12 protein-coding genes are annotated in these 13,252 nt (G+C 58.7%); 5 read left to right on the top strand and 7 right to left on the bottom strand.

What is annotated here, in order from left to right:
• Window positions 1–75: 75 nt before the first annotated feature.
• From VFU66_RS08925 to VFU66_RS08940, 4 genes are all read left to right on the top strand, one after another.
• The gene (locus tag VFU66_RS08925; protein WP_326445892.1) at window positions 76–1,401 is read left to right on the top strand and encodes an aspartate aminotransferase family protein; all 1,326 of its coding nucleotides are present in this window, start codon (window positions 76–78) and stop codon (window positions 1,399–1,401) included.
• Window positions 1,402–1,549: 148 nt separating this feature from the next.
• Window positions 1,550–2,242, top strand: coding sequence for a c-type cytochrome (locus VFU66_RS08930; protein WP_326445893.1), 693 nt, complete (start codon window positions 1,550–1,552; stop codon window positions 2,240–2,242).
• Window positions 2,211–3,824, top strand: coding sequence for an acido-empty-quinoprotein group A (locus VFU66_RS08935; RefSeq protein WP_326445894.1), 1,614 nt, complete (start codon window positions 2,211–2,213; stop codon window positions 3,822–3,824). The genes VFU66_RS08930 and VFU66_RS08935 overlap by 32 nt, the downstream gene beginning before the upstream one ends.
• Before the next feature lie 28 nt (window positions 3,825–3,852).
• Window positions 3,853–5,115, top strand: a complete 1,263-nt coding sequence (locus VFU66_RS08940; protein ID WP_326445895.1) for an MFS transporter — start codon at window positions 3,853–3,855, stop codon at window positions 5,113–5,115.
• A gap of 23 nt (window positions 5,116–5,138) precedes the next feature.
• Here VFU66_RS08940 and VFU66_RS08945 read toward each other — a convergent pair whose 3' ends face one another.
• Complete coding sequence (locus tag VFU66_RS08945) at window positions 5,139–6,272, bottom strand: acyltransferase family protein (RefSeq protein ID WP_326445896.1); 1,134 nt, start codon at window positions 6,270–6,272, stop codon at window positions 5,139–5,141.
• Between the two features lie 36 nt (window positions 6,273–6,308).
• On the bottom strand, window positions 6,309–8,720 hold the full coding sequence (locus tag VFU66_RS08950) for a glucosidase family protein (RefSeq protein ID WP_326445897.1): 2,412 nt from the start codon (window positions 8,718–8,720) through the stop codon (window positions 6,309–6,311).
• 101 nt (window positions 8,721–8,821) lie between these two features.
• On the opposite strand from VFU66_RS08950, the gene VFU66_RS08955 reads away from it, so the two are divergent.
• Entirely contained in the window at window positions 8,822–9,739 is a 918-nt protein-coding gene (locus VFU66_RS08955; protein ID WP_326445898.1) for an SMP-30/gluconolactonase/LRE family protein, read from the top strand.
• A 78-nt stretch (window positions 9,740–9,817) separates the two neighbouring features.
• On the opposite strand, the gene VFU66_RS08960 is transcribed toward VFU66_RS08955, so the two are convergent.
• The 5 genes from VFU66_RS08960 to rpmI all read right to left on the bottom strand — a co-directional run bounded on the left by VFU66_RS08960 (window position 9,818) and on the right by rpmI (window position 13,149).
• On the bottom strand, window positions 9,818–10,582 hold the full coding sequence (locus VFU66_RS08960; RefSeq protein ID WP_326445899.1) for an SDR family oxidoreductase: 765 nt from the start codon (window positions 10,580–10,582) through the stop codon (window positions 9,818–9,820).
• A complete protein-coding gene (locus VFU66_RS08965; RefSeq protein ID WP_326445900.1) occupies window positions 10,579–11,964 on the bottom strand; it encodes an FAD-binding oxidoreductase in 1,386 nt (461 codons plus the stop codon). Before VFU66_RS08965 ends, VFU66_RS08960 begins: the two co-directional genes overlap by 4 nt.
• A 55-nt stretch (window positions 11,965–12,019) precedes the next feature.
• Window positions 12,020–12,355 (bottom strand): GIY-YIG nuclease family protein, encoded by a 336-nt coding sequence (locus tag VFU66_RS08970; RefSeq protein WP_326445901.1) that lies wholly within the window; start codon window positions 12,353–12,355, stop codon window positions 12,020–12,022.
• A 69-nt stretch (window positions 12,356–12,424) separates the two neighbouring features.
• Entirely contained in the window at window positions 12,425–12,820 is a 396-nt protein-coding gene (rplT, locus tag VFU66_RS08975) for a 50S ribosomal protein L20 (RefSeq protein WP_326445902.1), read from the bottom strand.
• Between the two features lie 131 nt (window positions 12,821–12,951).
• Complete coding sequence (rpmI, locus tag VFU66_RS08980; RefSeq protein ID WP_326445903.1) at window positions 12,952–13,149, bottom strand: 50S ribosomal protein L35; 198 nt, start codon at window positions 13,147–13,149, stop codon at window positions 12,952–12,954.
• Window positions 13,150–13,252: the final 103 nt, after the last annotated feature.

Below are 13,252 nucleotides of genomic sequence, written 5' to 3' on the forward strand. Positions count from 1 at the left end.
CATACGGCTGAGCGTGCCGCCATGGACGGCACGCTTGGCAACAACCTACCTGTTGCAAGAAGAAGCGAACACCTCATGTTGAGTTATCCCTCGGAAAGTACCGTTGAATCCAGCCGCCGCTATCTTCCTGGCGGCGTCGCCTCCGTCAACCGCATTGCGGAGCCGGACATTGTTTTTGTCCGTGCGAAAGGCTCGCATATGTGGGACAGCGATGGCAGGCAATACATCGACTACCACGCAGCTTTCGGTCCGCATATTCTTGGCCACAACGATCCCTACGTGAGCGAAGCAGTGATCAGCACGATCGATCGGGGACAGAGCCTTTACGGCAGCGGGACCACGACTCTCGAGGCACGTCTCGCCGAACTCATCTGCCAGTGCGCCCCCTTTATCGAGTCCGTGGCGTTGCTCAACACGGGAAGTGAAGCGACCTATCAGGCCATTCGCCTCGCCCGCGCGGCTACTGGTCGCGACCACATCATCGTCATGCAGGGAGGATACAACGGCTGGCACAACGACGTTGCGTGCAACTTGTCCACGCCACTCTCCAAACTCGGCCCTCGTGTCTCGGGCGGAGAATACGAATTTCATCCCATCAGCGCGGGTATTCCGTCGGCGCATAGCCAACTCGTTCATCCCGTCAACTTTAATGATCTCGAATCTGTCCGCTTGATCACACGGAAGTATCCTGTGGCCGCTATTATTCTCGAGCCCATTCTTCAGAACATCGGGATCGTCAAGCCGGAACCGGGCTATCTACAGGGCCTCCGCGATCTCGCAACCGAAGCAGGCTTTCTGCTCATCTTCGACGAGGTGAAGACCGGTTTCCGCCATGGCATCGGCGGTTATGCTTCGCTTGTAGGGGTCTCGCCCGATCTCGCCGTATATGGCAAGGCGTTGGCCAACGGCTACCCGATGGCTGCTATCGGCGGAGCCAAATGCTATCTTGATCTCTTTGCCGATCCTAATCCATTGCGACGCGTTCTTCTTGCTGGAACCTACAACGGGCATCCCGTGCCAACGGCCGCAGCGATTGCGACCATCGAGCGGCTGCGCGAAAGCAACGGTGAGATTTACCGTCGACTTGAACGGATGGGAGCATGGCTTCAGGATGAGATCGAGTCGATCGTGCAGCGGCATAGCCTGCCTTTGCTGGTGGTGCGACAGGGGTCGGCTTTCTGTCTCTATCTAATGGATCACGCTCCGCGAGATTGGCACGATCTTGCAGCCAACCACGACTTCGCCAGGGACCTGAGATTACGCCAGCGTTGCATTGAAGAGGGCATCTATACTTTTCCCATCGCTGCGAAGCAATGGTCTATATCCGCCGCGCACTCGGAGCAGGACATCGAGCGGACCGTTCAGGTCATGCAGAAGGTCTTACCTGAGATGAAAGAATAGAGCGTCAGTCTTTTTCGCATCAACCCAGACTGTGGAGTGCAACATGCATCACGAGCGAAAAGCTCAATCGTTTCGACCATTTATATATCCTCTCTATCTGGTGCTTGTTCTGTTCCTGTCCGTTGGCGCGCGTGCGCAGTCCGACCCAATGCAGAACGAGAACGTAAAGCGCGGCAACGACAAGTTTCAGCAGTCGTGCGCTATTTGCCATGGCACTGACGCGAGAGGAGGCTCAGGATCGAGCCTCGTCGATTCCTCGCTTGTGCGTCACGACGTGAACGGGAATCTGCTTGCCCCAGTGATTCAGGAAGGCCGCCCCGACAAAGGAATGCCAGCCTATCCCACCCTGAGCCAGTCGCAGATAGCCGACATCGTTGCCTTCCTCCACGCGCGTGTCGAAGTCACCAACAGCGTTGAATCGTCCGGCCCGGTTGGAGGGTATCAGCTCAAGCGACTGCTAACAGGAAATGTTGAAGCTGGGAAAAGGTACTTCAATGGAGCAGGCAAATGCTCCACTTGCCACTCTCCTACGAAGGACCTCGCCGGAATCGCCGGCAAGTACTCGCCCGTCGAACTTGAGTCACGTTTCCTCTACCCTCCCGACGATCTCCGCACTGCGTCGGTGTCTCTCCCGAACGGCGAGAAGATGACCGGCAAGCTCCTTCACCTGGATGCTTTCTATGTATCCATCGTAGACAAGGCAGGCTGGTATCACTCCTGGCCGGTCGGCGCGGTTAAGGTTGCAGTCAACGACCCGCTCAAGGGCCACCTGGAACTTCTCGGCAAGTATAAGGACAAGGACATCCACGATGTTTTCGCGTATCTGGAAACACTCAAATAAACCTGCAATCGCAGCCGCTTTGCTGGTTGTGTTCACTGCGGGCCTTTACGCGCAGGGCACCGGTAGCTTTCATCCCACGCTAGCCCCGGTAGCGGAGTCCTGGCCTACCTTCAACGGCGACTACTCGGGCCGGCGCTACAGCGCGCTCTCGCAGATTAACAAGGACAACGTGAAGTCGCTGCGGCTTGCATGGGCGTTTCAGACTCATGCGCAGATGCTGAAGTCCACTCCTCTTGAAGTCGATGGCATTCTTTACTTCACCGTACCTGACATCGTCTGGGCCGTCGATGCCCGCACCGGCCAGAAGATCTGGGAGTTCCGACGTCCCTCCGAAGGCGACCATCTCGGTCAGCGCGGCGTGGCCTACTACAAGGGCCGCGTGTACTTCGGCACTCCTGACGCGCATATCATCTGCCTCGATGCACGCAATGGAGACAAACTCTGGGATGTCGAGATCGGCGACGTCAAATTCGGCTACTACTTGAGTGTCGCGCCGCTCATTGTCAAAGGCCGTGTCATCGTCGGCACCTCGGGCGATGAAGCCGATGTCCCGCACTTCGTCGTGGCCCTCGACTGGGAGACCGGGAAAAAAGTCTGGCAGACCTCTGCTTTACCCAAGCCCGGTGACACTGCCGCTCGCACCTGGCCTAACGAGAAGTCGATGAGCCGAGGCGGCGGGGCGATGTGGATTACCGGCACTTACGATCCCGATCTCAATCTCCTCTATTGGGGATCAGGAAATCCGCACCCAGTTCTTGCGGGGGTAGGCCGCGCCGGAGACAATCTCTATACCAGCTGCATCCTCGCCATTAATCCCGATACGGGTGCCATCGTCTGGTGGTTCCAGGCTTCTCCGCACGACACGCATGACTGGGACGCCGTCGAAACTCTCGTTCTCTTCGACGCGGACTTCAACGGCAAACCGCATAAACTCCTCGCGCAGGCCAGCCGCAACGGCTACTTCTTCGTGCTCGACCGTGAGACAGGCAAGAATCTGCTAAGCGTGCCCTTCGTTCCAATCGACTGGTCCAAAGGCGTCAACGCCAAGGGCAGTCCCATTCCTGATCCCGCCAAGGAGCCGCAATCCGATGGCTCGCTCGTTCAGGGGGCGGCCAATGGCGGTACCAACTGGATGTCGCCGAGCTTTGACCCACAGACAAAGCTCTTCTATGTCAACGCACAGGAGGGTTACAGCTTCTGGTATCTCGCTCTCGGAGATAACGGCCTTCCTCAAGACCATCAGGGCGGAGGTTCCGCCTCGCTCGTCACCACCGACGCGCTGCTCGCTCTGGACTATCAGACCGGCAAAGTTCGCTGGAGGCGCGAGAGCGGCTTTGGCATTGGAAGTCCCGGTATCCTCACCACGGCGGGTCATGTTCTTTTCACAGGAGATCTCTATGGCAACCTGCTCGCGCTCGATCCTTCTGATGGCAGCGTTCTCTGGCACACTCGTGGAGGCGGCGTCCTGAACAGCGCACCCATGACCTACGAGCTCGATGGCAAACAGTACGTTCTGACTGGAGTGGATGGGGTCCTTTACGCCTGGAGCCTACCATCGAACCAGACTGCGTCGAGGCCGTAAGATCGCAATGTCCAAACTCCAGCAGGATATGGGTCGCACCAGCTCCGGCGGCATCTTCTATGGCTGGTGGATCGTTGCCGCTGCGTTTATCAACCTCTTCTTTACGACGGGCATGGTCTTCTACGGATTCCCCGTCTTCTATCCTTCCTTCGTCGCCGCTTTAGGATTTACGCGCGCGCAAGTGACACAGGGCTTCCTGATTGGATTTCTTGTTGCCGGAATCCCGTTTGGGTTGCTCGCAGGAGCGATCATCGACCGCATTGGCGCACGGCGCGTTATTCTCGTCGGCACCGGATTCGTTGGCGTCCCGCTCGTCCTCATGGGTAGTATCACCCGCCTGTGGCAGTACGAGTCGTTGTGCATCCTGATTGTCCTGGGCTATACCCTCGCCGGTCCCATTGCCAATCAGGTTCTCGTAACCCAGTGGTTTCGTGCCTATCGTGGACGCGCTATGGGCTATGCGTATCTCGGCCTCGGACTGGGCGGAGTCGTCGCACCTGCCTCGGCGAATATTCTTATTCGTGCTTTCGGATGGCGTCATGCCTTTGAATTCGCAGGAATCCTCACCCTACTCGTTCTGTTCCCGGTAGGCATATTCATCGTCCGTTCCACGCCAGCCGACCTCGGCCTTCTTCCGGACGGCGTGACACCGTTAGAAGAGGTCAAGACGGATGAGCAGTCCACCGGAATCTGGACCGCCATTCGCGCGCGCGACTTCTGGCTGCTCCTCATTGGAGCGACGCTGGTCATCGGAGCCATCAACGCCGTCATCCAGCACCTTATTTTTTTCCTCATGGACAAGGGATATTCCAGGTTGGAGGCAGCGCGCTTTCTCTCGGCCCTTCTTGCTTCCAGCCTTGGCGGACGAGTGCTCGTTGGCTACATCGTCGATCGTTTCCAGAAGAAAAACACGATGGCACTCTTCTATCTGTTAATTGGCTGCTCCATTCCGATTCTCTTCCTGGCCCATCGTCCGCTCGCCGCTTGGACATTTACCGTGATCTTCGGCTTTGCGGTAGGCGCGGACTATATGCTCATTCCTCTCGTCACCGCCGAGCGATTCGGAACGGCCTCTCTGGGAAAGCTTCTCGCCATCCTCATCATGGGCTACTCCGTCGGCCAATGGGTGGCCCCCTGGCTGGCAGGACGGTTCTTCGATGCCTACCATAACTACCATTTGGCGTGGCTGGTTGTGACTGCTGCCGGCATTGTAGGAGCTGCCTCTATTTATGCCGTCAGGGTTCCAGACCGCCGTGAGTCGATGACCGACGCTGGCAATGTCATTCCGTAGTGGTGTCGCATCTGCTTCTCAAATCAAACCTTCACGATCCACTGTTTTCTATCCATGAACCACGCGAGCCCATACATCGCAGTCAGATAAGCAAGGGCGTAGAGCAGGGAAGAGGTGGCGGGTGAGCCTAATCCTTCAAAGCCTGTCCGGAAGATCCACGCATGCATGGAAAGGCCTCGCACATGCACGCTATACAGCACGGCAGACAAAAGCTCCGACACCATATAAATAGCCAGCGCATTCTTTCCGAATACCAGCAGCGGCTGTATCTTCCATCTCAGCTTCAGCCCATCCAGCCCCCACAAAAACATCGCGAAGATGACGAAGTCCATTCCGGCCATGAACAGGCAGAAGGAGTCCGTCCACAGCTTCTTATTGATCGGCATCCACTGTGCCAGAAACGAGCCCGCGGCCAGCAGCACATTGCCCACCAGAAACAACCACACGACCAGCTCGTTGATGTTCTTCCTCAACGCAAGCAATCGGCCCGCAATCATGCCGAAGATCGTGGTGCCAATCGCAGGTAGTGTGCTGATAATTCCTTCCGGGTCCCACGTGCCGGTCCCGGCGTAGTTGTGCCGCCCCAGCACTGTCCAATCGATATAGTGCGCGAAGTTGCCTTCGACGCTCAGGTTGCCCGGTCCAAAACCAGGCACGGGGATGAGCTTCATCATCATCCAGTAGGAGACGAGGATCCCTGTCAACAGTAGTATCTGAGTCCGTAGCCGCATCGTCAGATAAATCGCCGTACACACCAGATAGCAGATAGCGATGCGCTGTAGAACTCCCAATAGCCGCAGGGTCCCCAGATCGAATGCCGGAATCGCATAGATCAGCACGCCGAGCGCATACAGAATCGCTGCCCGGCGGCAGGCCTGCGCGAAAATTCTTCCCCGCGAAACTCCACGCTCTAACCGCTTCCCAAGTGAAAGCGTAATCGCCACACCGACAATCCAGAGAAACGAAGGGAAGACAACATCGGTTATCGTCCAACCGTTCCACGGCGAGTGGTCCAGCGGCCGATAGATCGTCAGGCTTCCCGGATTGCTGACCAGGACCATGAATGCGACGGTCAGCCCACGAAATGCGTCCAGCGACACCAGCCGCTCTGCTTTGCCTGTGCTCGCGGCTGGCGCATCTGAGGGTCGTTGGGTCACCGCTATCTGCATCCGTTCCCATGCCCATCCGCCGCGTCAGTTCACCGGCACAGTCGTTCCAGTCAATTTTTCGAATCGCTCCCGATACTCGCGCTCGTACTGCTCCACCGCCGTGGTGTAGCTATTGGGATAGCCCTCCGGCAGCGCAACTCTGCGCCACGTCAGATCAACCCGATCCACACCAGCGGGAATTGCGACGGCTCCCCCCTTCACGTCGAGCGGCTTCCCATTCGCGGTAGCAGTGGCCGTCTTTGCATCGACAAACCACGGCAGATGCATCACCACGTTTGTCGGGGCATACGCACTGCGGCGATCCATCGTGAGATGCAGCGTCGCTGTCGTATCGGTCGGCATCTCCAGCTTGAAGCCCACCGGGCCGTAGTAGGTAGCCGCCCGCTTCACCACAATCTCTTTCCCCGCGCCGACCCACTCGGGAGACCACGCGGAGAGCAGATGAAGCGTGTCCCCATCCTCGCGCACCATCATGTTGCGCAGCAGGTTCCGGTACTCGGCCGCCATCCATCCATGCGGAGCCAGATTGCCCATGAAGTTTCTATCGCCCCACGGACGCACAGAGTATTCAAACCCCGCGTTGGTCGAGCTGGTATGCAACAGCACCGCATACAGCTCACGAATCGCCTGCTCCTGCTCGCCGCGAATCAACTCCGTCAGAGTGTTCTTGATGGTCAGGTAATGGTGCAGGTACACACCCTGTCCCGGCTGATGGTACGTGATCAACCCCTCCTGATACCTCGCCTGCGTCGCGTGCAGGGTCGCCGTCACCCTCGGATCGAATGGCTTGAGTTGTTGTTCCGGAACAAGCGCAAGCAGGTTGCCCCAGTCCGTTCCCTGCGTGCCGCCATCGAGCGTAGGAGGAATATAGCCGCCGGTCTGTGCCGTCACCGCGTCCAACTGCTTCATCAGCGACTCGCGCAGCTCGCCCTCCAGCTTCCGGAAGCGTTGTTCATCTTCAGGATGATTCAGATCGTGTGCAAACCGCACCGCTGCATCGAGCCCATCGAGCGCGAGAAAGTTATATCCCGTCAGGTGCCCCGGCACGAACTCGTTGTCGCGCACATCCGTTGCTGGAACCAGATGCAGCGGATCGGCAGCAACCGCGCCTTCCAGCCAGCCCACGGCACGCACTATGCGTGGATAAACCTCGGCTGCAAATGCTTTATCGTGTGTCATGCGGTAGTGCTCGCCGTAGGTCCAGAGCGCCTGTCCCCACCCGTCATACTGGCCCCGCTGCGAGAGGAAATTCCCGTCCGCCTGCTGCTTGGTGGCAAAAAAGTTCACCACCTGCCGGGCGATCTCCGTATAACCCGAGGTGTCATACATCCGCACAAAGTCTGACGAGTCGCGTAGATAAAAGCCGTGATAGTGCAGTTGATTGATCGTTTGCACATAGTCATCGCCTACCGTGTTCAGCGACAACAGATCGTTCACCAGGCTTGTCTTGAACGTCTGATTGACCTTGTCCTCCGGCGTCTCAATATCGATGCCCTGCGCAATCAGCGCATCCCAGAATGCGCGCACTTTTTCCCTGCGCTCGTTGAAGTTTGCGTGTTCCACCGCGTCAAACTCCGAGCTGCCGGCGGCCACCGGAGCGAGCGGCATCTTGAAGTCGAGAATCCGCGCTGCTCCCGGAGCGACGACAACGTCATACTCAGCCGTCGCCACTGGGGTCGTCGGCGTCACCGTCATCTTTGTATCTAACGGAGCCAGATGGTTGTAGTAATCATTCAGCGTCGGCCTGAACTCGGGCTTCGACTCCGTAGGAAAGAAATAAATCGCCCGGCCATCCTGTAAAAAGGCATCACCCGTTGTGGTGTAAACCGCATTCGGACGAAACGCCTCGCCCTGCTGCTGGTAAGCTCCTACCTGATCGCCTTTCACCGGGCGGCGAAAGCGATTGTCTCCCGTCGAAAAGTTCGTGGTCTGCTCTCCCTGGTACCGCCATGCCGTGGTCAAAAAGCCATGCCGCTCGTTCGTTCCCGGGTTTCGTATCTCGACGCGCACAAAGTTCGCGACCTGTCCGCCCATCTGTTCGGCGCCCAGCGAAGCGGCGAACATGGTAAACCGGTACTCCAGCCCATCGTGCTCGACCGTGTAGTGAACAATTGGCAGATGCCCCTCTTCAAGCGTCCGCACACGCGCCGACACCGGCTTGCGTTCGATGCCGACAAAGAACATCAGTTCGCCGTAGCCGGTATACAGCGAACCTTCCGGCGTAATCTCAGTCCCCGCCGTCGCGTGCATCACGCTGATCTGGTCTGTCGGGCGGCTCGCATAGGAGAACGGTTCGCCCGGCCTGTCGATTGCTGGCGACACCATGCGCGGAATGTCCGCGCCCGCTGGCAGTATCTTCATCTCATCGTTTGATTGGGCGATCGCCGTCGCCGCGCACGCTGCCAGAACCGCACCTGCCCATACTGCTGCCCTCATTGGTTCTCTCCCTGCCACAGAAACCCTTTGTCTTCAGCTTATCGTTAGGCTGTGTTCTTCTGTATGGAACATGTTCTACTATTATTGACATTGAGGTGTCAATGAAAATGCACCGCAAAGAAGAGGAATCCGAGAGCCGGGTCGAGGTGGCCGCAGGCCTTCGGTGTCTCCTTGGCGAAAACCCTCTCTGGCATCCCGCGCACTGCAAACTTTACTGGTGCGACATCGCACTCGGCCGCCTCTACCGCTACAATCCGGAGACCCACGCCACCGAACTGCTCTGCGACGGCACAGAGGACAGAACCCAGGTCGGCGGTTTCACCATTCAGCAGGACGGCTCGCTGCTTCTCTTCCTGGAGGGCGGACGAATCGACCGCTGGACCGAATCTGCCAGCGAAACGCTGATTCCCGCCATGCCTAGTCACGCAGGCATGCGCTTCAACGATGTCATCGCCGATCCTGTCGGGCGCGTCTTCTGCGGGATCGTCTCGATCGACGGCAGCGGCCCGGGCAAGCTCCTCCGTCTCGACCTTGACGGGTCACTCACCACCGTTCTCGACGATGTGCTCTGTTCCAATGGCATGGCTTTCAGCCGAAGCAGTCGCCATCTTTTCCATACCGACTCGCTCAGGCGAACCATCACTCGCTTCGACTATGACGTGGCTAGCGGCAGCATCGCCAATCCAGCCCACTGCATCACGACTCACGAAGCCGACGGTCTTCCCGACGGCCTGACCATCGACGCTGAAGACAATCTCTGGTCTGCTCAATGGGGCGGAGGGTGCGTCATCTGCTACAGCCCTGACGGGCGTGAGCAGCGCCGCGTGATGCTCCCGGTGGCTAATGTCTCCAGCCTCACCTTCGGCGGCGACCGTCTACACACCCTTTACATGACCACAGGCGGAAGTGAAGACGCCGCTCAGCATCCTCTCGCCGGATCACTCTTCACCATCGACTTCAGCGTTCCCGGTGTCCCGGAGTTTCCATCTCGTATTGTTTCGCTGTCGCGTTTCGCTTAGCCGGAATAGCGATCACCCTTCGACACGGTCAAAAACTTTGGAAGTGATCGGTTGCAGAGAGAAAGAACGCAGGCATCTTCAGAGATTGAGCTTCTTGAAGATACGCTCCGGAATGTGGCGGACTGCGAACATGATGGGTCGCCACTGAAATGGCACGTAGAGCGTGTCCTTCTTTTTGTCGATGGCGCGGACAATCGATTCAGCCACTGAATCAACATCGGCGAACTTCTCGCTCCTGGGCATTCCGGCTGTCATGGCCGTCTTCACAGGACCGGGCTTGATCGTAAGGACGGTGACGCCTTCGCGGTCCACGCGGTTGCGCAGTCCTTCGAGAAACGCCGAGAGGCCTGCCTTCGACGCGCCGTAGACATAATTCGATTTGCGGCCGCGGTCTCCGGCCACAGACGAGAGCACGGCGATCGTTCCGGAGCGCCGCTGCACGCAGAAGTTTGCAAGCCAGGTGACGAGCGAGACTGGAGCCATCAGATTAGTGTGGATCACCTGAGCGGCGGCGTTGAAGTCCTGCTCGGCGTGGGTCTGATCGCCGAGAATGCCGTGCGCGAGATACGCAATATCCATGCCCGTAAGCGAGTTGATCGCGTGGGCGAGTAGCGCCGGATGGCTATCGGTATCGTCGAGGTCGGCGACGGCGGTGTCGATGTAGCTTGCGCCTCGCGTCTTCAGATCCTTGGCCACGGCGGCGAGCTTCTCGCCGTTGCGCGCAACAAGAAACAGGCTCGCTCCCTGTGCCGCCCAGATGCGGCACGTGGCCTCGGCAATGCCCGAGGTTGCGCCGAGAACGAGAATTTTGCGTGGTGTCGATGAACTTTGCGTACTGGTCATAGTGCTGAGGTCTCTCCAGTGACTCGCTCCCAGAAGCTCGACGTGAGCAGCGGGTCGCGGTAGCGCGCGAACTGCTGCCACTCGGGATAGAACGTCTGAAACTGCTTCGGGGTCATGGCCGCATCTTTCGCAGGATAAAGCCGTCCACCGAACTCGAGTACCATTTCCGCCAGACGGTGGACGAGCGGAAAGGTGCGGTCCGCCTTGATGGGAAAATCGAGCGCGAGCGTGATGCCGGGCTTCGGAAAGCTCATCATGCCGGGTGAGGGCACATCGCCGAACGCCTTCAGCACAGCGAGAAAGCTCGCAAGGCCCGACTTGGCGACCTCGTGCAGAATGGCGACAGTCCCCTCTTTGGCGTGCTCCCACGGAATGACGTATTGGAATTGAAGCAGTCCACGCTTGCCGTACATGCGGTTCCAGTGCAGCACTTTGTCGAGCGGGTAGAAGAACGGCTCGTAGTCCTGCATCGAGACCGAGTGCTTCGAGAACTGTTTATGAAAGTACGCCGTGTTGAAGAGACTGACGCTAAGCCGGTTCAGCGCGAAGCCGGGAGCATCGAACGGGAAGACCAGCTTCGGTTTGGGCGATGGCGCGAGCGTGTCGCGCTTCTGCGAGTGATCGCCCTGCATGAAGATGCCGCGCGCGAAGTTCTTGCCGGTCGAGGTGACATCGACCCAACTCACGGTGTACTCGACATCCTTGCTCTCGTCGGTCAGCGAGAGAAACTCGTCGATGCCATGGAACTGGATGCCCTCGTACTCGATCAGACGCGAGACAATGGGCTTGAGCCGCAGCGTCGCCCATGTGATGAAGCCTGTGATGCCGAGTCCGCCGATGGTCGCGGCGTACCAGTCGGGGTTCTGCGTGGGTGAGCAAAGTTTGCGGCTTCCGTCGGAGCGCACCAGCTCGAACTGCGTCACGTGGCAGCCAAAGGTTCCGGCCATGTGGTGATTTTTGCCGTGGATGTCGTTGGCGATGGCCCCGCCGAGCGTCACGTACTTTGTACCGGGGCTGACCGGCAGGAAAAATCCGCGCGGCACGGCGAAGTCGAGAATCTGCGCCAGTGTAATCCCTGCCTCGGCGGTGAGCAGGCCAGTCTCGGCATCAAACGCGATGAGCCGATTCATGCCCGTGGTGACAAGCAGGTTGCCATCCTTCAGCAGACACGCATCGCCGTAGCTGCGCCCCATGCCGACGGGCAACGCGCCGTTCAGCAGGCTGGGTGCGATGGCGGAAAAATCACCCTGCCAGTTCAGCGGAATGATGTTCGCGCCATAGGTGGGATAGCGACCCCAGGACTCGAACGGCGCCGAGGCAGCCTGCTCCTCGCTCGTGGAACGCAGGTTCAGTTGCTCGGTTGTCACGGGAGCAGTCGGCATGGCTCAAGCATAGACGATTACCGGCGTGGCCATGGTAAAGACACCAGTGCCGTGCTTACGCCTGTGGTGCCTCTGCCCAGACGCGCCTGCGCTCGGCAAGCAGATCGCGCAGATTCAACGAGGGGGTATCTTCTGGCAGCGCCTCAAGGACTTCAAAGTTGAATGAACGTTCGCCGTGAGTATTCCACTCCGCCTGCAACTCTTTGTTGCGATGCAACCCCTGACGAAGTTGGAAGAACTGGCTGTTCTCGGCAGCAGCAAGATTGGGCGACGCATCCACCCAGCGCCGGCCTGTCGAGGCGCAACGAATGGCGAAGATACCAGGCAATGGTTTGCGCTCTTTGAACTCGCGTGCCGCTTCTTTTCGCTCTGCCTTTCCGATCATCACCATCTCTCCTGTCTCTGCAACAAAGGAAGAGGCACGGCCGAAGCCGTGCCTTGGCTTGAGAATCTCCCAGGTTTATGCGGCTTTGGCTGCCTTGGCGCGCTTGTCGGCTGCGTCCTTCAGGGCTGCCTTCGCCTGCTCGGCGAGCGCGGCGAACCCGGCTGCGTCGTTGGCTGCGATGTCGGCAAGCACCTTGCGGTCGAGCTGGTTGCCAGCCTTCTTCAGGCCGTCGATGAACGTCGAGTAGCTCAGGCCGTTCAGCTTGGCTGCCGCTCCGATGCGGACGATCCACAGCGAGCGGAACTGCCGCTTCTTCTGCTTGCGGCCCGTGTAGGCAAACATCAGCGACCGTTCGACGGCCTCCTGTGCTGCCTGGTAGAGCTTGGATTTTGTGAGGAAATAACCGCTTGCGCGCTTCAGAATCTTTTTGCGGCGGTCACTGCGTTTGGTTCCACGTTTAACGCGGGGCATGGTGCTGGTTCTCCTTTTTTCACTGCTGTCAGGCGGCTGGAGGCAGGTTGTACCTCTTCACTCGCTCGGTTTTCCTGATCGCTCGGCTTAAAGCCGGGGGCCGATGCGGCCCTTGCTTCCTGAGAAGCAGATCAGGCGTAGGGAATCATGCGCGCAACCTTGGCGTGGTCGGCGTCCGAAACCAGCGTGCTGTGGGCCAGCTTGCGCTTGGTCTTGGTCTCCTTCGACGTAAGGATGTGGCGCATTTTCGACTGGCCGCGGACGATTTTGCCGGTGCCGGTCTTTTTGAAGCGCTTGGCGGCGCCCCGATGGGTCTTCAATTTAGGCATGGTTTTCCTGCTTGATTCAGCTTGCTTCCAACAGCTTCCAGTATACGGGAAGCCGGGCGGGCTGGCCAGCGGGAGAGTCGCCGCTTACTCCGGGTTGTTGGGC

This window comes from Edaphobacter sp., from assembly GCF_035763405.1.
In the GTDB taxonomy this organism is placed as follows: domain Bacteria; phylum Acidobacteriota; class Terriglobia; order Terriglobales; family Acidobacteriaceae; genus Edaphobacter.